The organism is Kiritimatiellia bacterium, assembly GCA_026417735.1.
Lineage (GTDB): Bacteria > Verrucomicrobiota > Kiritimatiellia > PWTM01 > PWTM01 > CAACVY01.
On record JAOACR010000014.1, the window covers coordinates 43,750 to 68,257 of the forward strand.

18 protein-coding genes are annotated in these 24,508 nt (G+C 67.1%); 10 read left to right on the forward strand and 8 right to left on the reverse strand.

The window, feature by feature from the left end; translation table 11 throughout:
- Window positions 1–26 precede the first annotated feature (26 nt).
- Both N2652_07420 and N2652_07425 read right to left on the reverse strand, forming a co-directional pair.
- Window positions 27–752, reverse strand: coding sequence for a DUF1080 domain-containing protein (locus N2652_07420; GenBank protein MCX7819016.1), 726 nt, complete (start codon window positions 750–752; stop codon window positions 27–29).
- A complete protein-coding gene (locus tag N2652_07425) occupies window positions 749–1,735 on the reverse strand; it encodes a bile acid:sodium symporter family protein (protein MCX7819017.1) in 987 nt (328 codons plus the stop codon). Before N2652_07425 ends, N2652_07420 begins: the two co-directional genes overlap by 4 nt.
- Window positions 1,736–1,911: 176 nt before the next feature.
- Here N2652_07425 and N2652_07430 point away from each other — a divergent pair, with 176 nt between their 5' ends.
- The 6 genes from N2652_07430 to N2652_07455 are packed head-to-tail and all read left to right on the forward strand — an operon-like array spanning window position 1,912 to window position 7,388.
- Window positions 1,912–2,496 carry a type II secretion system GspH family protein gene (locus N2652_07430; GenBank protein ID MCX7819018.1) on the forward strand — a complete coding sequence of 195 codons (585 nt, stop codon included), beginning with the start codon at window positions 1,912–1,914 and terminating at the stop codon, window positions 2,494–2,496.
- Window positions 2,497–2,499: 3 nt separating this feature from the next.
- Window positions 2,500–3,228, forward strand: a complete 729-nt coding sequence (locus N2652_07435; GenBank protein ID MCX7819019.1) for a prepilin-type N-terminal cleavage/methylation domain-containing protein — start codon at window positions 2,500–2,502, stop codon at window positions 3,226–3,228.
- The gene (locus N2652_07440) at window positions 3,225–3,758 is read left to right on the forward strand and encodes a prepilin-type N-terminal cleavage/methylation domain-containing protein (protein MCX7819020.1); all 534 of its coding nucleotides are present in this window, start codon (window positions 3,225–3,227) and stop codon (window positions 3,756–3,758) included. Before N2652_07435 ends, N2652_07440 begins: the two co-directional genes overlap by 4 nt.
- 8 nt (window positions 3,759–3,766) lie before the next feature.
- Entirely contained in the window at window positions 3,767–4,552 is a 786-nt protein-coding gene (locus tag N2652_07445) for a prepilin-type N-terminal cleavage/methylation domain-containing protein (protein ID MCX7819021.1), read from the forward strand.
- Window positions 4,549–6,921 (forward strand): pilus assembly PilX N-terminal domain-containing protein, encoded by a 2,373-nt coding sequence (locus tag N2652_07450; GenBank protein MCX7819022.1) that lies wholly within the window; start codon window positions 4,549–4,551, stop codon window positions 6,919–6,921. The genes N2652_07445 and N2652_07450 overlap by 4 nt, the downstream gene beginning before the upstream one ends.
- Before the next feature lie 23 nt (window positions 6,922–6,944).
- A complete protein-coding gene (locus tag N2652_07455; protein ID MCX7819023.1) occupies window positions 6,945–7,388 on the forward strand; it encodes a YraN family protein in 444 nt (147 codons plus the stop codon).
- Here the strand turns inward: N2652_07455 and N2652_07460 are convergent.
- The 3 genes from N2652_07460 to pyrE are packed head-to-tail and all read right to left on the reverse strand — an operon-like array spanning window position 7,385 to window position 10,012.
- Window positions 7,385–8,023 carry a Maf family protein gene (locus tag N2652_07460; protein MCX7819024.1) on the reverse strand — a complete coding sequence of 213 codons (639 nt, stop codon included), beginning with the start codon at window positions 8,021–8,023 and terminating at the stop codon, window positions 7,385–7,387. The two genes, N2652_07455 and N2652_07460, sit on opposite strands and share 4 nt — an antisense overlap.
- Window positions 8,024–8,034: 11 nt before the next feature.
- Window positions 8,035–9,408, reverse strand: coding sequence for a TrpB-like pyridoxal phosphate-dependent enzyme (locus N2652_07465; GenBank protein ID MCX7819025.1), 1,374 nt, complete (start codon window positions 9,406–9,408; stop codon window positions 8,035–8,037).
- Between the two features lie 34 nt (window positions 9,409–9,442).
- Window positions 9,443–10,012 (reverse strand): orotate phosphoribosyltransferase, encoded by a 570-nt coding sequence (gene pyrE / locus N2652_07470; GenBank protein MCX7819026.1) that lies wholly within the window; start codon window positions 10,010–10,012, stop codon window positions 9,443–9,445.
- 344 nt (window positions 10,013–10,356) lie between these two features.
- Between pyrE and N2652_07475 the strand changes: the two genes are divergently transcribed.
- Window positions 10,357–13,302, forward strand: coding sequence for a vitamin B12-dependent ribonucleotide reductase (locus N2652_07475; protein MCX7819027.1), 2,946 nt, complete (start codon window positions 10,357–10,359; stop codon window positions 13,300–13,302).
- Window positions 13,303–13,339: 37 nt separating this feature from the next.
- Here the strand turns inward: N2652_07475 and N2652_07480 are convergent, their stop codons facing one another.
- From N2652_07480 to N2652_07490, 3 genes are read right to left on the reverse strand one after another with little or no spacing between them, the layout of a single operon-like run.
- Window positions 13,340–15,187 (reverse strand): trypsin-like peptidase domain-containing protein, encoded by a 1,848-nt coding sequence (locus N2652_07480; protein MCX7819028.1) that lies wholly within the window; start codon window positions 15,185–15,187, stop codon window positions 13,340–13,342.
- Window positions 15,184–16,605 carry a PDZ domain-containing protein gene (locus tag N2652_07485; protein MCX7819029.1) on the reverse strand — a complete coding sequence of 474 codons (1,422 nt, stop codon included), beginning with the start codon at window positions 16,603–16,605 and terminating at the stop codon, window positions 15,184–15,186. The genes N2652_07480 and N2652_07485 overlap by 4 nt, the downstream gene beginning before the upstream one ends.
- Entirely contained in the window at window positions 16,602–17,927 is a 1,326-nt protein-coding gene (locus N2652_07490; GenBank protein ID MCX7819030.1) for a Gfo/Idh/MocA family oxidoreductase, read from the reverse strand. The genes N2652_07485 and N2652_07490 overlap by 4 nt, the downstream gene beginning before the upstream one ends.
- 167 nt (window positions 17,928–18,094) lie before the next feature.
- Between N2652_07490 and N2652_07495 the strand changes: the two genes are divergently transcribed.
- The 3 genes from N2652_07495 (at window position 18,095) to rpiB (ending at window position 24,049) form a co-directional block, all read left to right on the forward strand.
- The gene (locus tag N2652_07495) at window positions 18,095–21,802 is read left to right on the forward strand and encodes a hypothetical protein (GenBank protein MCX7819031.1); all 3,708 of its coding nucleotides are present in this window, start codon (window positions 18,095–18,097) and stop codon (window positions 21,800–21,802) included.
- 136 nt (window positions 21,803–21,938) lie between these two features.
- Entirely contained in the window at window positions 21,939–22,376 is a 438-nt protein-coding gene (locus N2652_07500) for a hypothetical protein (GenBank protein MCX7819032.1), read from the forward strand.
- Window positions 22,373–24,049, forward strand: coding sequence for a ribose 5-phosphate isomerase B (rpiB, locus tag N2652_07505; GenBank protein MCX7819033.1), 1,677 nt, complete (start codon window positions 22,373–22,375; stop codon window positions 24,047–24,049). The genes N2652_07500 and rpiB overlap by 4 nt, the downstream gene beginning before the upstream one ends.
- The last annotated feature ends 459 nt before the right edge of the window (window positions 24,050–24,508 follow it).

The window sequence follows — 24,508 nt, forward strand, 5'->3', positions numbered from 1 at the left end:
GATCCGCAGCCCGACTCCGCCCGAACTCAGCGGCCCGTCGGCCCTCCCCCAGCGCCGGCGAGATCGCGAATCCGAATGTTGCGGAACGCCACCTCGTCCCCATGGCCCAGAAAACCGATCCGCCCCGACCGGCGGTGGACGCCGCCGTGCTGATCCAGCCCCTTGCCATCTGCGGTGCCGCTCAGTTGCGAAAGATCCGCGTCCATGATCGTGCGGCCGTTCAGCACCACCGTGATCCGACTGCCGACCGCCCGCACCTCCTGCTCGTTCCACTCTCCCGGCGGTCGCAGCGCTCCCGGCGTCGCAGCCACCACTCCGTAGATCGAGCCGTGCTTCTGCCACGGCTGAAGTCGGTAATTGTGCACTTCAAAGTAGTTGTCGTCGTCAATGATCTGAATCTCCAGACCGTCATACGACGGATTTCCTCGCTCCGGAGCTCGGATCGCCAGGCCGTTGTTCGCACCGCGTGTGAGCCGGAACTCAAACCGAATCACGAAGTCGGAGAATTCCCGCCCGTAAAAAAGATTGTTCTTGCACCCCTTCGGGCAGATCAGCAGCCCGTCGCGCACCTCGTACCCGCTGCCGTCCGCCAACCATCCCTCCAGATCCCGTCCGTTGAACAGAGGGACAAATCCCTCCTCGCCACCGTTGGTCGCCGCCGGCCCCGCGCCGCGAGACGTGACCCCGATGCCCAGCACCAACGCCGCGATCACTGCCGCGCGCTTTCCCACGCCGCCACCCGCCCGATTCATGTGCTCTCCTTCCCTGGCGCCGGCCCGCCTCCCGTGGCCGGCTGCCTTCCATCCTGTGCCAGCGGAGGCGCCGGGCGCAACCGCCACCACGCCGCCAGCGCCGCCCCAATCACACAGTGGCAGAACGCCGAGATGGCAGCGGGCGCCGCGGCCGCCGGATGCGGCAAGTTCCTCGCCAGTGCCGAACCCAACCCCGAATTTTGCATGCCGACTTCGATGCTGATCGTCCGCCTCCACATCACCGGATATCCCCACGCGCGTGCCAGCGCATACCCCAGCGAAAATCCGAGCCCATGAAGCGCAACCACCGCACCAACCAGCCGCACGCCGCTCTCCAGGATCACCCGCCGCTGCGCGCCCGCGATCGCGCCGACGATCAGCACGATCCCCACCACTGAGATGAGCGGCGAAATTCGTTTCACCACGCCGAGATACCGGCCGGACATCTGGTTGATCGTAATGCCCGCCGCAACCGGCAGCAGCACGACCATCGCCGTGTCGCGGATGAGCGCAGCGCGGTCCACCGGCACGTACTGACCGGCCAGCCATCCGGTCAACAGCGGCGTCATCACCACCGCCAGCAACGTCGAGCACATCGTCATCAGCACGCTCAGACACGTGTCGCCGCGCGCCAAATGCGTGATCACGTTGCTGGCGGTCCCGCCCGGACAACACGCCACCAGAACCAGACCGGCCGCCAGACCCGCGGGCAAATTCGAGAGCCGGGCGATGAGCCAACCGCACAGCGGCATGATCAGATACTGGGCGAACACCCCGCTGCCAACCACCACCGGGCGGCGAGCGACCTCCCGAAATTCCCGCACCGTCAGCGTCAGCCCCATGCCGAGCATGATTACCGCCAGCCCCGGCGCAATGTAGGGCAGGAACCACGTGAAATCCGTCGGCCGCCACCAGGCCCACCCCACCCCCAGTACCGTCCACAGCCAAAAGAGATTTGTCAGCCGCTCAATGAACATCCGCATCCCGTCATCGTGCCCGATTTTTGAAGCCCCGCAACCCGCCACCCTTCCCGAGCCGGGGATGGACAGCGCGGCCGCGGGCGGCACAGCTTGCATTCGTGTATCGCGAGCCGATAATGCAGATGGAGAGCGGTAGGCCCCGTTGCGGCGGCGCCGCCGCTCCGAACCCGAGGTGCGCGATGACGTGTCCGCCCAGCCGAACGCGAAACCGACGGCGGCGCGCCATTCGGAGTCGGCGAAGCCTCCGCGCGACCGCGTTCACACTGGTCGAAATGCTCATTGTGATGGGCATCATCGGCATTCTGGTCGCGCTGCTCTACCCCACCATTCGAAGTTCACGGCTCGCCGCCGAACGCAACGAGGCCGGCCGCGCGGTCGCCGCGATCGAGGCTGCGATGAACGCCTACCAGAACGAATACGGGCGGTTCCCGCTCCAGCAAAGCGGCGCCGGCGATCGCGAGTACACCGGCAGCGACTACGTCGCTCTCTGGCGCATCTTGAGGGGACTCGATGCCCAGTGGAACCCCAAGGGACTGCCGTTCATGGACCTCCCCGACAAGGCGCTGACCTCCGACGGCCGTTTTCTCGACCCGTGGGACACCGAGTTCCGCGTCTTCGCCGATTTCAACAACGATCGGCAGATCAGCGCGGGCCCGTACGGGGTGGTCTTCGGGCGCAGCGTGGTGGTCTGGTCCCGGGGACCTGACCGGCAGGACACCACCCCCACCAACCGCGCCGACGACGTGCGCTCCTGGGGAGGCTGACCGATGAGCGCATCGGTGGTTCGCGGTGGCTGGAGCCGACGGGTGGACCGGCGGCGCGCGATGATTCGAAGGGCGTTCACGCTCGTCGAGCTGCTCGTCGTCGTCGGGATCATGGGCATGATGCTGGCGATCACCGTCGTCGCGTTCGAGGGAATCGGTCGCGGCGCGAAGATGCGGGCGGCTCTGATGACGATCAAATCCACCCTCGCGCTCGCCCGGCAGTATTCGATCACCGATCGCACTCTCTGCTTCGTGGTTTTTCCGGACGATCAGGTGAATTTCTCCGCCGTGACGAACCTCGGCGCGACCCGCTACTCGGCGATGTTCATCGGCACCACCGCTCGATGGAGCCGTATGCTCGCAAAGTGGTACCACCTGCCGCGGGGCATTGTGTTCGACCGCGACCGGCAGCCCCCCGCCTACCCCCGAGTGCTCAACGTGTTCGACCGCAGCAATACTAACAACGTCTCCGGGATTCCCTTTCCGATTGAGGCATCGAACCAGGTGGACCAACTGGTCGCATGCATGCGCTTTCACCCGAACGGCCGGCTGCATCAGCCCGACGCGATGACCGACCCGGCGATCATCATCACGGAGGGGACCATTCGCTACGATCCGTCAACCTCCGCGCTTCTGGAGTACTTCAAACAGCCGAATGCACCGGCGTACATGATCGAGGTGCGACCGCTCACCGGACGGACGAAAATCACGGAGCTTCCGCCGAACCCATGATCTTCCGACGACGTGTCTGCGGCCGTCAGGGCTTCACGCTCATCGAGATCGCGCTCGCACTGCTGGTGATTTCGATCGGAGTGCTCGGCGCGTTTTCGCTTTTCCCCCATGGCCTCGCCGAAGCGCAAATGGCGAGCTTCGAGACGCAGGCCGGCCTGATCGGCGAAATGATCTTCCGAAGCTACCGGGCGCTGGCGGTGACGCAGTCATGGAATTCGATCAACTCCTCGCTGCGAGTCCGCGTGCCCGGGGTGGAACCCGGCATCTGGAGCGGTAGCAGCACCACCGCGGAAATCTTCCCCGACGGCGCGGTGCGCGAACTGGTAATGGCCGCCAACATCCCCGCCGCGACCGGCGGCACCGGCGAGACCATTGACCATGCGATGCGCTACCGGCTGATCATCGAGGACCGGGTGCCGCAGCGGTTGAAGCGGTTCACGCTGTACCTCTGGCCGGGCCGCTACGGCTCGACCGACCCGTCGCTCGCCCGGATCTATGTGACGGAAATCTACAACATCCGAATGCAATAGGGGGCCCCATGAACCGGAGGCACCGGGCCGGCTTCAGTCTGATCGAAGTTCTCTCCGCGATGGCGATCCTCTCGATCATCGTGTTGATGGCCGCCCGGCTGTTCAACGACAGCGTTCAGATGTGGAAGATCGGCAGCCGCCGCGTCGAACAGGACATCAATGCGCGCGCATCGCTGGAGCTGATCGGTCGGCAGCTGACGATGGCGATGGTGGATCCAGTGCTGCAGATGCGAGTCGCGAACGGCGCGCAGGACTTGTACGGCAATCTCAGCCACACCGTCACCTTCGCCTCGTTCGATCACCGCGCGGAAAACAAGTGGTTTCAGAGCCTCAACGCGTCCCGCCCGTACCGTGACATTCAGCAGACGCGGTACGCCCTCTTCCGCCCCGCCACCAATCCGCCGATCGGCTTTCTGCTCCTGCGGGTGGTCACCGAAGACGAGTCGTGGACCACCTTTCGCGCCTACAGCGACCCCGCCTGGGCCGAGACGTTCACCGTCGGCATCACGAACGTGATGGCGGAACACGTCGCGCGCTTCAACATCTACACCTATTTGCCCGGCCCCGGCGGCCAGCCCGTGCGGCGCGACAGCTACGACTCCCGCTACGATCCGCCGCCGCTGTGGTTTGACATCGTGCTGTACCTGCTAGATGAAGACGACGCGATCAAGGCCGCGAACCTCACCGGCGGCACGCGCAACAACTTCCTCGATCGCAACGTGCGACGGTACGTCCATCGCGCCTATCCCCACAACGTGCCGGGCATGAACATCCTCGGGAGACCGACGCCGTGACCACCGCAGCCGCCGACCGCCGCCGCGGCATCGCCCTGGTGATCGTGCTGGGCCTGATGGCGATGCTCGCGATTCTCGGCATCAGCTTCGCGACGACCATGCGCACCGAACACCGCGCCGCCCGGATGGGTGGCGACAACCTCGGCGCGATCGAAATGACCTACTACGGCCTCGCCGAGGCGCTCTACCACATCGACCGCGACTCCGAATCGGCTCAGTGGGTCGCGCCAAACTGGACAAAATATACGATCCACTCCGGCCAGAACAGCTACCACCCCGACCGACAGGGTTCCGGGTTGAACGACATGCTCGTCGGCTACGGCGTGTGGTTCACCCCCAGCGCGATCGTCGGCGGCCCCGCGGGCGGCGGGGCGCGGGACGAGACGAACAACGTCCGCTGGATCCGCGTAAAGAGCCCCGAAGGTCAAGTGATTGGCCAGTTCTGCTACATGCTGATCGACGTCAGCGGCTTTCTCGACCCGAACGGCAACTACAGCATGGTCCCGGAGCTTGCCCGCAGCCAGCCGCGAATGTTCGGGACCAACGTGACGGAATTGGCGTTGACGAACCCGATCCTCCGGGAATTGAGAACCGGCCGCGAGCGCTTCATCTACGATGGCCGCATCGGCACGCCGCGGCGAAAACCCTACGGCCGCATCGAAACGCTCGCCGACATGCGACCGGCGCTCGCCTGGCAGGACCTCTGGGAAGGTACCGCGCCGATGTTGAACATCATCGCCACCAATTTCTTCCCCTTCTCGTACTTCCTCCCCGGTTATGCGGATGCCGCCACCCGAGAGGCAAAGCCCCAGACCGACCTGCGCGGGGGCGGCGCAGAGCTGGCCGCGCGCATCAACGAAATCCGCGCCGCCTGTCAGGGAATCCTCCCGTCCTCCGAGGTCGACATGTTCGTGAACAATTTGATTGATTACGTCGACAGCGACTATGTGCCGGGCGGTCTCGAAGAAACGATCAAACCGGGCGAGAACAACGCCGACTCGTTCTGCACCGAACCGGTGCCGATGCTCAACGAGCTGCAAATCGGCTGCGTGTATCAGGCCAGCGGAACGAAGTATCTTCTGCGGTTCCGCATTCATACCGAACTTTTCTTCCCGTTCCTGTTCACCAGCAATTCGATCGCCTCGGCACCGCCGTCCCCGATTCAGCTTCGTTTCCGCGGCCGCCTCGAGGGCGGCACGTTCGAGCCGAAAACCTTCAATGAAGTCATGACAATCGGATGGAACCCAAACTGGTGGGTCCGCAACCACGCCACCGCCGCGGCAGATCCGACCAGCCCGCAGATCACCACCTACGCGATGAACCTGACCATGTCCGCGGACAACACCAACGCGGTGGCGCCCGAGCGTTTCGTGATTGAAGACTGGAGCGTCACGCTGCCCAATGGCGTCGTACTGGACCGCCTCTCGCCCGCTGCGGGCGGGGTCGTCGCCTCGCTGCCGATGGATGAATATCTCAGCAGGAACATCAACTCACCTCAGGCCTTCTATTGCGGCTGGGAGTGCAATGACCCGCGCATCAACTGGCTGCTCGGGAACACGACCCACTGGCCCTATTCATACAAGGCCCGCGCGCTGAGCAACCCCTTCGATCCCGACGCAACCACTCTGAACAGGATCAACCGGTTAGCCGCCAAGGAGCAGGGCGAATGGGTGATGTACGTCAGCAACGGCCCGCTCTATTCGATCGGCGAACTGGGGTACCTTCTGTTTCACCGGAACCGGCCTTGGACGACCATTTCGTTCTTCCCCGCCGCCGGCGGCAGCGTGGCGATCATGCCCGTGCTGGACCGTTTCACGTTGTTCCCATATCCCCGACACGGGCTGGTCAACATCAACACCCGCATCACCAACGTCCTGGCCACCGCGTTCCACATGTGCCCGGTGGAGCTGGCGCCAGGAATACGCCTCAGCGGCAGCGCCGGCAACCCCGTGAACCCCGCCGAGGCCATGGAGCTGGCGGGCTGGATCGTCAGCCGACGTCCTTCCGTCGGATTCATCAACATGTCGGACATTCGAAACGTTCCGGAACTAGGCACCGCCGTGCCGCGCATCACCTCCTGGCTCGCCCGGGAAGGCCTCATCCGCAACACCCATGGGCTGCTCGGTATCCGGCAAAACCTGATCATGGCCCTCATCGCGGGACAGTCTCTCGAGCAGTTCACCGACCCAGAGAGCGGCAGCACCTCCGTCACCCGACTCGCCGGCCACCGCGCGTTCGCAACGATCTGGCGCGACCCCTACAAGGAAAATATCGGCGGACAGCTCATGCACCGGACGTTCGTCCGCAACTTCCGCTGGTACGACGAGTGGGTTGGCACCGGTGAAATCGTCGAGCCGGGCCTGCCGTAACCCCCCCGCGGCGCCGTTCGTTCATGTGGAAATGGTTTGAGCGGGCGATCCTTCGTTTAGGCCTCTTCGTTCGCCCCGTGTCTCCGCGTCGACCGGGCGAGTGGGGCGAGCGGGTCGCCGAGTGCCACCTTCGGCGCGCCGGCATTCGGATCATCGGCCGGAACGTCCGCGTCGGCCGACGTGACGAGCTGGACCTCATCGGTTGGGACAGCGACACGCTGGTCTTCGTAGAGGTCAAGACCCGCGCCTCTGAAGAGTTTGGCCCGCCGGTGAGCGCGGTCGGGCCGGCGAAACGCCGCCATCTCTCGAGGGCCGCGGTGCGCTTTCTCCGCGGACGATACCGCGGCCCGCCACCGGCCTATCTTCGTTTCGATGTGGTCGAGGTCGTTGGTCGGCCCGATCAGGGCAAGCCGCTCGTCCGGCACCTGCGCAACGTCTTCCCTCTCGAAGGCGGTTACCGCCCCTAAGCGCGGCCTTCGATGTCCGGGCTCGGCCGAACGCCCAGCCGCTGCAGCTCCACGACCACTTCCGCCAGGGGCAGCCCAATCACATTCGTCACTGAGCCGCACACCGCGCGCACAAAATGGGCCGCTCCCTCCTGAATCCCGTACGCGCCGGCCTTGTCCATGGGATCACCACTGCGGACATACGCCGCAATTTCCGCCGCCGAGAGACGGCGGAAAAGCACTCGAGTCTCCACCGCGAATACTCGCCGCCGCGGCCGCTGGCCCGGCGCTTGCCGGATCAGCGCCACGCCAGTGATCACCGAGTGCGAGCGGCCGCTGAGTTGCCGAAGCATCCGCCGCGCTTCCGCAGCATCCCTCGGCTTGCCAAGGATGCAACCGCCGAGCGCCACCACCGTATCGCACGCCAGTACAACCCGGAGCCGGCGGGCGGCAGCGAGCCCGTCAGCGGCCGCCCGTGCCTTCTCCAGTGCCAAACGCTGAGCACAGTCCGCCGGCGACTCTCCCCGGCGCGGCCGCTCGTCCACCGTCGGCACCACGACCCGCGGCCGATAGCCCGCCCGCCGCAACAGCACACGACGCCGCGGCGAAGCGCTGGCCAGCACCAGCTCAATCTCGCCGGCCGGCGCAGGAGGCATCGGCGGCCGCCTCACGCCAGCGGCGGCGGCTTCGGCAGGTTCGCCACCGCCTCCAGCGAACGCCGCATCTCCTCCTCCGTCATCACGTAGTTCTGCAGCCGGCCCGACAGAAACGCGTCGTAACCCGTCAGATCCATCAGCCCGTGCCCGGACCAGTTCAGTAGGATCACCTTCTCCCGCCCCTCCTCCGCCGCACGACGCGCCTCCCGGACCGCGGCCGCAATCGCGTGGGAAGTCTCCGGCGCCGGAATGAAGCCCTCGGTCCGCGCCCACATCACCGCCGCCTCATAACACTCCAGCTGCGGCAACGCGACCGCTTCGATCAAATCCAGCCGGCGCAAATGGGAAACCAGCGGCGCCATGCCGTGGTAGCGCAGACCGCCCGCGTGGATCGGCGGCGGCACAAATGTGTGCCCGAGGCTGTACATCGGCAGCAGCGGCGTCATCATCGCAACGTCGCCCGAGTCATACACGTACGGTGCCATGCTCATGCGCGGCGCCGCCGCCGGCTCCGCCGCAATCACCCGCAGATCGCGGCCATGAATCTTGTCGCACACAAACGGAAAACTGATCCCCGCAAAGTTGGACCCGCCACCCGCGCAGCCGATCACAATGTCCGGATACTCGCCGAACGCCGCCATCTGCTTCTTCGCCTCCAGACCGATGATCGTCTGGTGCAGGCACACATGGTTCAACACGCTGCCCAGCGAATAGCGCGTGTTCGGCGAGGTCACGCAGTCCTCAATGGCCTCGCTGATCGCAATACCAAGACTCCCCGGGGTGTTCGGATCCTTCTCCAGGATCGCCCGACCGGTCTTCGTCGCCGGGTTCGGGCTCGGCAAACACTCCGCGCCCCACGTCTGCATCATCATCTTGCGAAACGGTTTCTGATCGAACGAAATCCGTACCATGTAGACGCGGCACTGCAGCCCGAACAACCGGCACGCAAATGCCAGCGCGCTGCCCCACTGCCCCGCGCCCGTCTCGGTGGTCAATCGCTGAATGCCGAACACCTTGTTGTAGTAGGCCTGCGGCACCGCGGTGTTCGGCTTGTGGCTGCCGGCGGGAGAGACGCCCTCGTTCTTGTAGTAGATCCGGGCGGGCGTCTTCAGTGCCTGTTCGAGCGCGCGCGCCCGATACAGCGGCGTTGGCCGCCACAGCAGCAGTTTGTCCAACACCGGCTCCGGAATATCAATCCAACGCTCGGTCGAGACCTCCTGCTCGATGATGTTCATCGGGAAGACCGGCGCCAGGTCCTCCGGCCGCACCGGAGATCCGTCCGGTCGGATCGGTGGCGGCATCGGTTTGGGCAAGTCTGCCGCGATGTTGTACCACTGCCGCGGAATGTCCCGCTCGTCCAGCGTCACCTTGATTCGTTCCACCATGTGCGTCACCTCCCGCCGCCCCGGCGGCGCTTCCTCAGCTTCCCGGATGCTCTGCTCGTGAGCCGGCCGCGCACAGCGGACAGCTCGCCGGCGCCCACGTCGAGGGCGTGATCCTCAACAGCGAGATCAGCGGCACCGAAAACTGCGCCGCGCCCCCGCTGCGGTCCACCAGCACTGTAACGCCCACCGCGATCCCGCCGCCCTCGCGCACAATGTCGAGCGTCTCCTGCACCCGCCCCCCGCGCGTCACCACGTCCTCCGCAACCAGAAACCGCTCGCCCGGCCGGATTCGGAAGCCCCTGCGCAACACGAGCCGCCCCTCCTGCTTCTCCGCAAAAATCGACCGCACGCCCAGCGCGCGCGCCAGCTCGTGGCCCACAAACAACCCCCCCATCGCCGGCGCGATCACCGCATCCGCGGTCCACCCCGCCGCGCGCACGCGCCGCGCCAGCTCACCGCACAGCCGCGCCGCATGCGCGGGCCACTGCAGCACCAGCGCACACTGCACGTACTGGTCGCTGTGCAGTCCCGACCGCAACTCAAAATGCCCCGAGAGCACCGCGCCGGTCTCGCGCAGAATCGCGAGCACATCCGCATCGCTCATCGGACCGCCGCCGCCAACCCCGTCCGCACCCACACCGGCACCTCCCGCCTCCAAGGCTTGGAAGCACTCACCGCCAGCCCGTCCAACCCTTGGAATCGCGCACATTCTGCCGGCCTCACCGCAAAAGAAAAGCCGTTTCACCATCGCCGTGGGCATCTGGCACCTACGGCCGGGAACCCGCCGCCGGCCCTCCGAAATCCACCGGCCGCAGCGGGCATTGCGTTCCCCAACATTCGGTGTAGAGTTTGTCCGCGCTCGCCTATGGGTTGTGGTTTGGCCCGCGAGTGGCGGAGCTGGACGGCCGAGGTGAAAACGCGGATCATGAAACCCGGAGGATCTCTTCGATGATCGAACACGGCGGACGATTGTCTCCGACGAACACCGACGATCAGTCCACCGCGGCCCGCAGTGTGGACGCGACGGCGCGGCCGCGCAGCGCGCGCGGTCGGCGTCCGCGGCCGCTGAGCTGGCAGCGCGTGTTCACCGATCCGGCACGCGACGTCTTTGACACCGTCACCTGGGAAACGCGCAAGGCGCAAATCACCGACGACCGCGGCGAGGTGATCTTCGAGCAAAGCAACGTCGAGGTGCCCGCGTTCTGGTCGCAGCTGGCGACCAATGTGGTCGCGTCGAAGTACTTCTACGGGCCGCACGGCTCGCCCGAGCGCGAACATTCGGTCCGTCAGCTCGTTCACCGTGTCGCCCGCACCATCGCGGACTGGGGTCTTGAGGACGGCGTCTTTGCGTCCGCGGCCGACGCGGAGTCGTTCTATCAGGAGCTCGCCTGGCTCTGCCTGCATCAGTACGGCTCGTTCAACTCGCCGGTGTGGTTCAACTGCGGTCTGTACCAGATGTACGGCGTCGGGCGAGATGGCGGCCCGGGCCTGTGGTATTTCGACCGCGAGCTGAACGCGGTGCAGCGCGCATTGACCCAGTACGAGCACCCGCAGTGCTCCGCCTGCTTTATTCAGTCGGTGCAGGACACGATGGAGAGCATCATGGACCTCGCCCGCAGCGAGGCGATGCTCTTCAAGTACGGCAGCGGCAGCGGCACAGATCTCTCGCCGCTGCGGTCGTCGCGCGAGCGCCTCAGCGGCGGCGGCAAGCCGAGCGGCCCGCTTTCGTTTCTGAAGGTGTACGACGCGATCGCGAGCGTCGTGAAGTCGGGCGGCAAAACCCGGCGCGCCGCAAAGATGAACACGCTGAAGATCAGTCATCCGGACATCAAGGAGTTCATCCTCGCCAAGCTGAATGAGGAGAAGAAGGCCTGGGCGCTGATCGAACAGGGCTATTCTGGCAGCTTCAACGGCGAGGCCTACGCGTCGGTCGCATTTCAGAACGAAAACCTCAGTGTGCGTGTCACCGACGAGTTTCTGCGCGCGGTGGAAGAGGATCGGGAGTGGACCACCCGCTGGGTCACCGATCCCTCGAAGCCCGGGCCGACCTACCGTGCGCGCGACCTGATGCGGTGGATCGCGGAGGGCGCCTGGACCTGCGGCGATCCTGGTGTGCAGTACGAGGATACGATCCAGCGCTGGCACACCTGCAAGGCCGACGGCCCCATCAACTCGAGCAACCCCTGCAGCGAGTACATGTTTCTCGACGACAGCGCCTGCAACCTCGCCTCGCTGAACCTGATGAAGTTCTGGCGTGAGGAGACCGGCGTGTTCGATGTGCCGCGATTCCTCGCCGCGGTGGAAACGTTCATCACCGCGCAAGAAATCATCGTGGACCGCGCCAGCTATCCGACCGAGCGGATCGCGCTGAACAGCCACCGGTACCGGCCGCTCGGGCTCGGCTACGCGAACCTCGGCGCGCTGCTGATGGCGATGGGGCTGCCCTACGACAGCGACGAGGGCCGCGCGGTCGCCGCCTGCCTGACCGCGCTGATGCACGGGCACGCGTATGCGCACTCCGCCCGCCTCGCCGAGGCGCTCGGGCCGTTCGAGGCGTTCGAGCGCAACCGCGAGCCGATGCTCGGCGTGCTCGAACTGCACCGCAACGCCGCGCTCGCGATCCCGACGCTCGCGCCCCCCGAGCTGCGCACCGCCGCAATCGAACGCGCCGAGGCCGCGCTCGCCGCAGGCCGCACGCACGGCTTCCGCAACGCCCAGGTCACCGTGCTGGCGCCCACCGGCACCATCGGCTTCATGATGGACTGCGATACCACCGGCGTGGAACCGGACATTGCGCTGGTCAAGTACAAGACGCTCGCGGGCGGCGGGCTACTGAAAATCGTGAACCGCACCGTCCCGCTCGCGCTGCGCCGTCTCGGCTACGACGAACGCACCATCGCCGCGATCGTCGACCACATCGACCGCACCGACACGATCGAGGGCGCGCCCGGGCTGAAACCCGAGCATCTGCCGGTGTTCGACTGCGCGTTCCCACCCCGCAACGGGCGCCGCAGCATCCACTATCTCGCCCACCTGAAAATGATGGCGGCGGTGCAGCCGTTCCTTTCCGGCGCGATCTCCAAAACCGTCAACATGCCGAACTCTGCGACGGTGGAGGACGTCATGCAGGTCTACATGACCGGCTGGAAACTCGGCCTGAAGGCGGTCGCGATCTACCGCGACGGCAGCAAACGCAGCCAGCCGGTCAGCACTGCGAAGGAGGGCGAACGGAAGCCCTCCGCGGCCACCGTTTCGGCCGCCGCCGCACCGGGCGGCAACGGCGCACGCGCACGCCCGCTGCGCCGTCGCATGCCCACCACGCGACGCTCAATCACCCACAAGTTCGACATCGTCGGCCATGAGGGCTACCTCACCGTCGGCCTGTATGACGACGGCACGCCCGGCGAGCTGTTCATCACGATGGCGAAGGAGGGCAGCACCATCGGCGGATTGATGGACTCTTTCGGCACCGCCATCTCGCTCTGCCTCCAGTACGGCGTGCCGCTGAAGACGCTGGTCGAAAAGTTCGCGCACTCGCGGTTTGAACCCAGCGGCTTCACGAAGAATCCGGACATTCCGATCGCAAAGTCCATCACCGACTACATCTTCCGCTGGATGGCGCTGACCTTCATCGAGCGCCGCGAACCGTCGGAGCCGGACTCCGGCGCCACCTCGAGCAACGACACGCCCGAGCGCCGCACCATGTCCGGGACCGCGACCAGTGCGCCGCCGGCGAAACCGGCCCGGCCAGAGCCAGCCAGTGACCGAATCGACGCGCAGTTCCGGCACTTCATGGAGGACGCCCCGGTCTGCGACCAGTGCGGTGCGATCACCGTCCGCAACGGCGCCTGCTATCGCTGCTACAACTGCGGAAACTCGATGGGATGCTCGTAGTTCCGCGGGCGCGTCCCAGCGCCTCCCCGGCAGGCGCTCAGTTGCCGGCGGGCGGTGGGGTGTCGGTGTCGGCGGGGTCGGGCTCTTCGGGAGGGGAGTCGAGCGCCCAGATCGCGCGCCGGACCGCACGGGCGAACGCCCGCACGGAGGCGCGGTCGGCACCCGTCGCGGTGATCCACCGACCATCCGTCACCATCGCGCCGCCGACGTAGCGGCCGCCCAGCCTCTTCACTTCCGCTGAAAGTGCCGGATCCGTCGTCAGCTTTCGGTTGCGCAACTCCGGTACGCCCTCCAGCACCACCAGCACCGCCGGCCCCATCGCCGCCACCACACCGCCGCCCGCCCACACCGCCGCCAGCTGCCGCGCCACATCCGCGCGTCCCCGAAGACCTCCGACCGCATCGGCCAGCACCACCATCGCGTCCGGCGCCGCTGCCGAGCCGCTCTCCACCGTTTCAATCTCCGCGCCGTCCGCCAGCAGCTCCCGCCGCACCAGGTCCGCAAACACTGTGTTGGTGGTCGCCGCCAGCCATCCCACACGACGGCCTGCCAGCGGATAGGCCGGCGCCAGCGCGGTGGGCAGCCGCCGCCGTCCGCGCACCGCCTCGAGCTCAATCTCGGGAAGCCGCCGGGCCAGATTCGACTCGAGCACGGCGACGAACGTCGCCGCGTCCGGCGTCGGCCGGCCACCGAGCGATGTGACGATGTCGAACCTCCGCAGCCCCGCGCGCGCAGCCGCGCTGTAGGGTTGGACCGTCTGCACCAGCACGCCGCAGTCGTCCGGCAGCGAATGCAGCAGGCGGTGCAGCGTCACGATGGGCAACACTCCCAGCCCAAGCGCCTCAATGCGGGTCTCAACCAGTTCCCCGGCATGCCGCCCCATCGCCGGCAGCGGCTCCAACGCTTCCAGCCGCGCCCGTACCGTCAGGTTCGTGACGCCGTGGGCTGTCCGCCGCCGCACCGTGTAGGCCACCGTTTCTCCCGGCTGCCGAATGGACTGCTCCCACTCGAAGTCCAGCAGCTCCACCCGCCGCCGCGCCGAGCAGGGACGGCCGTCCACCTCGATCAACACGTCGCCATCCCGCAGCCCGGCGCGATGCGCGGCCGAACCTGGCAGCACGAAGTGAATCAAGATGCCGCGGTCTACGCCCATCGCGCGCGCGAGCTCGTCGTAGAGCTCGTCGGTGAGGAACAGCGGCACCACCGCCCGCACAAACCGCCCATACCGCAGGAAGTGGTCACGCAACACCAACGCGACATCAATCGGGATCGTAAAGCCGAGATTCTGCCCGCGCCCCGCATAGGTGTTCAGCCCCAGGACCCGCCCGTCACGGTCAAACAAAGGGCCGCCGCTGTTGCCCGGATTGATCGCAGCGTCCGTTTGGAACACCCGGGTCTCCGTACCGAGGTCCGCGCGTTCCACATTGCTCAGAATGCCGCGCGTGTAGGTCCGTTTGAGCCCAATCGGCGTGCCCACCGCGAAACACACCTGCCCGACGTGCGCCTCCCGAGGGTTCGCGAACTCGACCGGCCGCACCGGCCGGGGCGGATCCACTTTGAGCAGCGCGACGTCCGGATCCAGCGAAAACCCGATCACGCGCGCGGGCAGCTTCTGTTCGTCGTACATCACCACTGTGATCGAGCGCGCCGGCTGCGTCGGGTCCTCTTCGTCGTTGCCGCGCACCACGTGGCCGTTCGTGAGAAGGTAACCATCCTCCGAGATGAAAAACCCGCTGCCGGCCGCCCGCTCGTGCTGAATCGCGACGACGGAGGGATCGACCCGTCGCACGACATCATCGGTGATCTCATCCGTCGGCGCGGCCGCCAGCCGCATCCGGGTCGCGGTGGCGAGGATCACCATTGTCCACCGCCGGCCTGCGCTCATGGCGCAGCCCTCCGCGCCGCCCGGCCCAGCGTCAGGTTGAGCGCCTCGAAGTCGGTGGTACGGCCGCGCACGAGCCGGATCAACACCACCTCCGCGCGGCGCGCGCGCAGATCGTCGAGCACCGCGCGGAACCGGGCGACGTCGGGCGTCGGCCGCCCATCCATCTCCACAATCACATCGCCCGGCATGATCAGATTCCTACCAAACGCGCTGCCGGTCGCCGCGGGGCTGCCCTTCTCCACCGCGGTCACCAGCACGCCCCGCTCGACGAACAGCGAGCGCTGAAACACATCGAAGTCTTTCACCGTCTGCACGGTCAGGCCGAGATCCTCCGCCTGCAGTGTCTCCGGCTCGGGCCGCCGCTCGAGACGCCCCGCCAGCTCGAGAGTCCTCCCCTCCCGAAGCACGCGCAGACGGAACGGTTGGCCGGGCCGGTTACCCAACGTCTGAAAGAAAAACTCCGTCGCTCGGGCGCCGTAGAGCCGGATCGCTTGCCCGTTCACGTGCGTGACGACATCCCCCGCCCGCAGGCCGACCTTCGCGGCGGGGCTGCCCCCCGCGACGTGCGTCACCCAGATCGCCGAGGCCGGCCAGCCGCGACGCCTTGCAAGATCGCGATTCACCGGCTCGATGAACACGCCCAGCCAGCCCCGCGCCGCCATCACCGTGCCCGTGCCGCCGTCGCCGCGCGCCTCCGCCAGCAGCACCTCCAAATCCTCCGCCAGATCTTGGGCAACCAGCACCGATCGCCCGTCGAAAATGCCGGCCCAACGGCCCCGCAGGTCCGCCACCGGCGCTCCCCGCGCCTCCGACGGCAGCGACTCCACCAGATGACGGCGATATCGGCCCGCAATCTCGCCACGGCTGATCGCGGGAAACATGAAGCGTTCGTCCGCCTCCGCGGTGACGGTCGGCACGACCGCGACCAGCCAGTCGCCGGCGGCTGGCGGCGGCGCGGGCGACCGGTCCAGCGGCGCGAGCGGTGCCCGAGGCCGAAACTTTAGAATCGTGAGGTTCAGCGTGTCGCTCGATCGAACCGGCCGAGCGGGGTACGCATCCACTCCGATTCGCACCTCGATGCGGCCACCGTAATCGCTTTTGTACCGACCGGGCACCAGCACATGGCCCTCCGGCGTAAGCACCGTTCCGGTCAGATGCACCGCCGTCGGCGCCGCCGCTGCGGCGCCCTCGCCGGTGCGGCCGCTCTCACCGGCGGGGGGCGGTTCCGGCTCGATCGTGACGGCAACCACCGATGGCTCAATCGCGCGGGCCGCGTCGGCAAGGCCCGCGCGCAGCGACGCAGCGGCCAGCCGGCCCACGGCCGGTCTTGCGAAGCCTGCACACCCGCCGGCCGCCACGGCCGCCAGCAACACCGCGCCCACGCGGACCGCTGTCGCCACCAGGCGGCCTGTGCTCATGGCTGCAGTGGCCAGCCGTCCCGGTAGGTCCGCCGGAGATACGCGTTGGCGTCCGGCACGTTTGTGACCACGCCCCGCTCGCCGTCGTACTGCAGCTTCTTCCCCGCACGGTACGCCACCAGCCCCAGCAGCATCATCTCGATCATCAACCCCGCGTAGTCGAAGTTGCACGAGGTGCGCTTGTCCCCCTTGCACGCCTCGATCCATTCCCGCTGAAAGTGCTTCGGTTTCGGCAGCCGTTGGTCCGGCGAGCGCGGCCGGTAGTAAGTAAAGTCTGCTCCGTCGCCGACCGGAATCACCATCCGCGAGGTGAAATCGGCAACCACCACGCCCTGCGTACCCTTGAACATCGCGCCGTGGTCGATCTTCTTCAGATCCACCCAATCCTTGGGCGACTTCGGCATGTGCCCCCCCTGGCACCACTGCACCGTGATCGCGGGCCGCCAGTCGTTTTTCGGTAGCTCGAATGTCGCGGTGAGTTCCACCGGCGTGACGTCCGGGTTGAACGGCTCGCCCGTCGCCTCCGCCGACACCGGATGCGTGCCGTCCACGACGTTCCACACGATGTCCATCGTGTGACTGCCCATGTCGCCCACCTGGCCGCTGCCAAAGTCCCAGTACATGTTCCACTGCAGACAGTTCGCACCCGGGCCGCCCGAGAAATAGCCGGGGTTGTACGGATGGTACGGTGAGGGTCCCAGCCAAAGGTCCCAATGCAGCCACGGGGGCGGGTCGCCCGCGGGGGGCAGGTAGCCGCTGCGGCGGATCTGGCGATTGCCCCACGCCCACGCCGCCCGCAGCTCACCAATCACGCCGTCGTGAATCATTTCGCGCAGCCGGTTGAAGTTCTCGTGGGCATGGCGCTGCGTGCCCACCTGCGTGGCCAGCCGGTCGCGATTCTTCAGGTAGGTTGCGCGCACCACCCGGGCTTCCTCGACGCTGTTCGCGAGGGGCTTCTCCATGTACACGTGCAGCCCCCGGTGCATCGCCCAGTTCGCAATGTGCGCGTGCGTGTGATCCGCGGTGCAACAAACGATCGCATCCAGGTCCTTCTGCTCGATGCACTTTCGCCAGTCCACATACGTCTTCGCGTTCGGATACTTCTTCGCCGCCTCCGCGAGATGCTGCTCGTTGATATCGCAGAGCGCCACAATGTTCTCGTCCTTCAGCGCGTCGTACAGCGCCAGCGCCCGCCCCCACACTCCGATCATCGCAATGTTCAAACGATTGCTCGGCGCACCTGGCCCTCCCAACGCTCCCCCGCGAAGAATCAGGAAGCTTCCCACCGACGCGCCGGCGCGAAGAAAGGTACGCCGTTTCATGCTGACCACTCCTTGGTTGGGGCACACACCGCGCCGCACTCTAACGGACCTGTCACACACCTTCAAGCATTGCCAGTGCCGCGGCGCCGCACCAACCGCCCGGCCACCGTTCCACCGGTTGACATCGCCGAGCCGGTCGAGCACCTTCTGCGGTCAAAGGAGCCTCCATGCCTTCGATCGAGCGGTTCCTCGCCGTCGTGGTTTTCGCGCTGTTGCCGCTGGTCGCCACCGGCTGGTCCGGTCACCACACCCACGCCGACGGGCTGTGGCTCTCGATCCCCGAGATCGCACCGGTCGAACAGCCCTCGCTGCCGCAGCCGGTGGTGGTCGTTGTGTCCAACGGGCGGTCGAGCGAATGGCGGGGGCAGCTGCGAATCGAACATCTCGTGGACGACTGGCACTGCGACGGGCCGGACCGATTCGCGATTCAGCTGCCGGCCGCATCGGCGACCGCGCTCTCCACCCGCATTCGCAGCGGAGCGTTCGTGTTCGATGCGCTCTATCCTCTGCACGCACGGCTCTACCCAGAAGGAGCCAGCACCGCGCAGCTGCACGCGGTCCGCATTTTCGAAGTGCGACGCCCGGCGACCGCCGTCCGGCCACCTACCGTCGCGACCAACCAGACGATTCGTCTGCCCTTCGATCGCGCGATCGCGCTGCGGCCGACCCGCGCCCACCGGTTCGGCTGGGCCTATGACGGCGGGCCCGAACGGTTCGCCGCGGCCCCCGGCTGGACCGGCTCGGACCCCGTCTCGCGCGCGTCCATCGTGTTCGAACGGGTGTCGGCACCGGATCCCCGAGATGCGGTTGGACTGCACGTCCCCTTTGAAGGCGGTGTCGGCCGTGCCTGGGTTGAATGGACGGTGTCGCTGCCGCCGGCTGGCCCGGTGGAACTGCGCAGCGCTACGACGATCTACCACGCCGGTGAGAGCGCTCGCGGCCGCAGCGACGGCATCGTGTTTCGCGCGATGGTGATCGCCCCCCCGGCGCCACCGGTGTTGGTTCGCGAAGAAATGTGCACGAACCGCCAGTGGCAGAGTTTTTCTGCGGACCTCAGCGCTTGGACGGGCCGAACCGTCGCGATCCGTCTCGAGTGCGATCCAGGCCCGAAACGCAACACCGCATTTGACCAGGCATGGTGGGCGGAGCCGGTGCTGGTGGCCGGCAGCGCGCGCGAGCTGCTCCCCCCGCCCCGGTTGCTGCCGCCGCAACCGGAGCAGACGCGTTCGCTGCGACAGTTGGCCGAGGAGGTTGCCGCAGGACGGCGGAGCGCCGACGGCGCGGAGAGCTTTGCGCTTGGCCACAGCGCCGCGGCGGCACTGCGGCCAGGGCCGGCAGGTCTGCTGGACGGCCTCATCGCGCTGGCTGCACACAACGCCGGTTCGGTTGCGTTGGCCGGGCTGGAAGTGGATGTGGAAGGCCGTCCCGCCGGCCGTTATCCGAGTACCGTGCTATGCCGTGGAGCCGACGTCATGCGAGTTGATCGCGGGGTGCGCGTTCGTCACCGCATGGCGGACGAGCGGGGCGAGTTTCTCCTCGACGTGTCCGTGTGCGCAGAACGTGGCGCGCTGCGCCTGGCCGTCCAGTGTGAGCGCGAGGTGACCGCATTGCGGCTCGCTCCATGGGACCGTGTCCCGGCACGGGTGTACTGGGGTCACGGATACGTGGTGGAACAGCCGGACGCGAACGTCTGGCATGCCGGCGGCCACGGCATGGCCAGCAGCCATGTCGGCATCGAGTTCGAAGGGGGACCCGCGGTGCTGCAGGGGCTGGACGTTCCGCCCGCGTTGTTCACCGTGGACCCGGCTCGTCGGGTCGCCGCGATCGAGACCCGCATGGCCGGCACGCTCTCCCTCATGGTGGGGCGCCGCGCGATGGACCTGGCGATTGGCTGGCGCCAGGCCGATCCACGGCGCGCCGCCCCCGCGGTGCCCACGCTCGCCGGACGCTACGTTTTTGATATCTGGGGCGGCCGTTTCGCCGAGATCGAGACAAATCTCAACTGGATGGTGCGTTACGGGCTCACGAACGCCGTTCTGATCATCCACAGCTGGCAGCGGTGGGGCTACGACTATCGCCTGCCGGACATCTGGCCGCCCGATCCGCAAATCGGCACGATCGAGGACCTCCGACGCATCGAAGCGCTCGCTCGGACCTCGAACGTGCTGTGGGGGCTCCACGACAATTACATCGACTTCTACCCGGACGCGGAGGGCTACAGCTACCGACGCATCTACTTTACCGCCGATGGCCGACCGCACCCCGCCTGGTACAACGAGGGTCGCGACGCGCGCTCCTATAAATGGCGGCCGGACGCCATTCTGCCCTTCGTCCAGCGCAACGTGGGCCTGATCCGTGCGCACGTCCGACCCACCTGCAGTTTCGTGGACGTGTTTGCGTCGCAACCGTGCTGCGTCTGGTACGACCACGAAGGGCGCCGACACACTCCGGCTGAAATGCGCGACCACTGGGGCGCGGCGTTCGATCTGATTCGCCGCACGTTCGACGGCGCCCCCACAACCTCCGAGGCGGGCCATGATCACCTGATCGGCTGGCTCGACGGTGCCGACTGCCAGTGGCTGCGCCTGACCGACGAACCCCGCGCAACGTTTTCGATCTTCACCCGCGCCCGTCGTTGGGCGCGTGTGCCGTGGATGGATGCCGCCCACCACGACCGGTTCGTGCTGTATGGCGCGGGATATTCCTCCCGGTTCGCCGCCGGTCGCGGCCGATGGCACGGCATCAACAGCGACGAGTACCTCGCCGCCGAAATCCTTGGCGGTCATCCCCCCATGACGGACGCACCTTCATGGGGAGCCGCCGCGGTCCGCAAATACTGGCTGATGGCAGAGGTGGCGCGCACGCTGGCCATGTGCCAAATCGTCGCGCACGAGTTTGCCGATGACGACATCGCACGCCAGACCGTCCGATGGAGCAACGGCTCGATCGTGTCCGTGAATCTCGGCGACAATGACTGGAGCGTCGGCGGGCACACACTGCCCCCTCGCGGCTGGTATGCGGCGACGCCCACCGTCACCGCCGCGGTGGAGCGGATCGGTGCTCACCTTGTCGAGTGGGCGATCGGGCGCGGCACCGCCTACCTCTCCGCACGCACCTCGTTCCACGAACCCGAATCGCGTCCCCTTCGCGTGCGCCCGAGCGTCTCGAATCTCCGGATGGAAAACGGACGGCTCCACTATGAACTGAGCTGGGACTGCCGTCAGTCGCCGGGACGCAACCTGACGGTCTTCGTTCATCTCGCCCGGGAGAAGTTCGCCGACGAGAGCGGACCCACCGTCGCGCAGGACGATCACGAGCCGCCGCGCCCGACGCAGGAGTGGAGCGGCCAGCTGCAGTACGAACGCACGATGACGCTCCCGCCCGGGCTCCGCGGACGTCACCGCCTCCTGGTGGGCCTGTACAACCGGTGGGGACGCCGCCGGCTCGAAGGCACCGACGACGGCGAACTGCGGATCTGGGTCGCCACGTTGAAGTTCACCCCCTCCCCAACCGGGTCTCCTTCGCTCACCGTCAGTGCGCCGCCCGCCGCGCCGATCGCAGATCCTCCCGGCCTCAATCCGGAGGGAACCGCGGTGGACATCGGATGGGCCGCGACCGACGGTGCGTTCCGCCTCGAACTCGACGGAGCCGGCGGAGGGCGCATCGTCCCGTTGCCCGGCCACCCGCCCTGCGAAATTCGTCTTCGCCCGGCCCGTCTGCCCAATCTGGCCGACCCCAGGGTGGTTGAAGGTGAGCCGGCCTCGGACGCCACCACCGTTCCACCGGTAACATTCCGCTGGCAGGACGGCGAGCTGGTCATCCGTCACAACCCGGTGTTCCGCGCATATCGCTGGGCTCCAGCGCCCGGCCGCTGACCACTGCCGCGCGCGGTTGGCGGGTTGCGGCTGCCCCCTGGCAAGGCTAGCATGAAGCGCCGTGAACGGGACGCCCCCTGCGCGCGCAAAGCAAGAAATTTTATTTGTCTGCACCGGGAACACGTGCCGAAGCCCGATGGCCGAGGCGCTCTTCCGGCTTCGCAGCGGGCCCCGTTCCGACTGGACCGCGGCCTCGGCCGGCCTTGCGGCGGCGCGGGGCCATCCGCCCTCCTCGGCGAGCATTGAGGTGATGCGAGAGCTGGGCGTGGACATTTCCGGACACCGCACGCGCCCGCTGACCGCCGAACTGGTCGAGCGCGCCGCGTGGATCATCACAATGACCGGTGCACAGGCAGCAGAGATCACAGAGCGTTTCCCCGGAGTGACAGGCCGTGTACGAAGGCTTGGCTCGTTCCGGGTTGGCGATGCCGGCGACATCCCTGACCCGCTCGGCGGTCCCGTCGAATCTTACCGCCAGGTGCGCGACGAGATTGACAGGTGCGTGATGGATCTCGTGTTGACGTTGCGCGATGCGGACCCGGCCACGCACCGAGGCGAAAGGACCAGCGCATGAAGCTCGCCATTGCTTCCGACCACGGCGGATTTGCACTGAAACAGCACCTCGTCCGCCGGCTCACCGATCTCGGCCACGAGGTGGAGGACCTCGGCCCACAGACCGCCGAACCAGTGGACTATCCCGACTACGCGGTGAAGGTCGCCCGACGCGTCGCGGAAGGCCGCGCCGATCAGGGAGTCGTGGTCTGCACCACCGGCATCGGCGTTTCCATGGCCGCCAACAAGGTGCCCGGTGTCCGAGCGGCGCTCTGCATGACGCCGCGCATGGCGGAGATGGCGCGCCGCCACAACAACGCCAACGTGCTGGCGCTCGGCGGCGGACTGATTCCCCCCGCCGACGCCGACCGGATTCTGGAGGCGTGGCTCGCCTCCGACTTCGAGGGGGGACGCCACGAGCGCCGGGTTGGCAAGATCCGGTCACTCGAAGCGGCCGCGGGCAGCGAACTGCTCGCGAGGGAGGACCCCGAAGTGGCGGACGCGATCGCGGCGGAAGCCGCGCGCCAGCGAGACAATCTTGAGCTCATCGCTTCGGAGAACTACACCAGCCGCGCGGTGAGGGAGGCGACCGCCTCCGTGCTGACCAACAAGTACGCGGAGGGCTATCCCGGTAAACGATGGTACGGTGGCTGCGAACACGTGGACGTCGTCGAGCGCCTCGCGATCGAGCGCGCAAAAGCGCTCTTTGGCGCCGAGCACGCGAACGTGCAGCCGCACTCCGGCAGCAATGCGAACCTCACCGTCTACCTCGCACTGCTGAAACCGGGCGACACGCTGATGGCGATGAGCCTCGCGGAAGGCGGCCATCTGACGCACGGTCATCCGATGAACATCTCCGGCCGCCTCTATCGGATTGTCCCCTACGGTGTCGCGCGCGACACCGAGCGCATCGACTACGATCAGCTCGAGCGCATCGCGACGGAATCCCGTCCCGCCATGATCATGGCCGGCGCCAGCGCCTATCCGCGCCTTTGGGACTTCGAACGTTTGCGCGCCATCGCTGACAAGGTCGGTGCGCGGCTTGTCTTCGACATGGCCCACATCGCCGGTCTCGTCGCCGGCGGCGCGCATCCGAACCCCGTGCCGTGGTGCGACGTGGTCACCACCACCACCCACAAAACTCTCCGCGGCCCCCGCAGCGGCTTGATCCTTTGCCGCGCTCAGTTTGCCGCCGAGATCGATAAAGCCTGCTTCCCCGGCGTGCAGGGAGGGCCGCTGATGCATGTGATCGCGGCGAAGGCCGTCTGCCTGAAAGAGGCGATGAGCCCGGAGTTCCGCGACTACGCGCGCCGCGTCGTTGAAAATGCGCGCGTGCTGGCCGCCGCACTGGCGGAGGGCGGCGTGCGCCTCGTGTCCGGCGGCACCGACAACCACTTGATGCTCGCCGATGTCGGCGCGATCGGGTGGACCGGCAAAGACGCCGCCGCCGCGCTCGACCGCGCCGGCATCACCGTGAACAAGAATGCGATTCCGTTCGACTCTCGCAGCCCCTTTGTGACCTCCGGCATCCGGATCGGCACACCCGCGGTGACGACTCGAGGCATGGGGCCGGAAGAAATGCGGGCAATCGCCGGCTGGATCTTGGAAGTCCTGCGCACGCCTGGCGATGAATCCGTGATTGCGCGCGTCGGCGCGCAGGTGCGCGAACTCACCAGCCGGTTCCCCGTTCCCTAGCGGCGCAAGGACCATATGGCAGGCTCCTCCGATGGGGGGGCTTGCGGACCGCGGCGCGCCGCCGGCTGTGCGCGAGAACACACGGCAGCTCAACTTCCGGCCCGCGAGACTGTGCCCGAGGGCACCCTCCTCGCTCCGTCCCCGTTCGACTCAAGCGACCCTCAGCAGGGATGGAGATTCGCACGCGCTCGCCGCGAATCAAGTTTGGGCTTCCGCCGAGCAGAGTTTTGTACGGGTGCCCCGCAGTCCCTCGTCACTCCCGGCCGAAGGATCCATCCCGGGAAACAACCCGTGCCCGGAAACGCAAGGTGGGGCAGACCTTCAATTCTTGAACGCCCTGAGCACTCAGAGCTCGGTTCTCCAACGATTTCCAGGTCGCTCCACCTCCGCCGCGCCGCCCCCCCCCCGCGCCCGACCGGAATACGACGGCCCCAAGCTCTGTCCCTAAGGCCTTCCCTC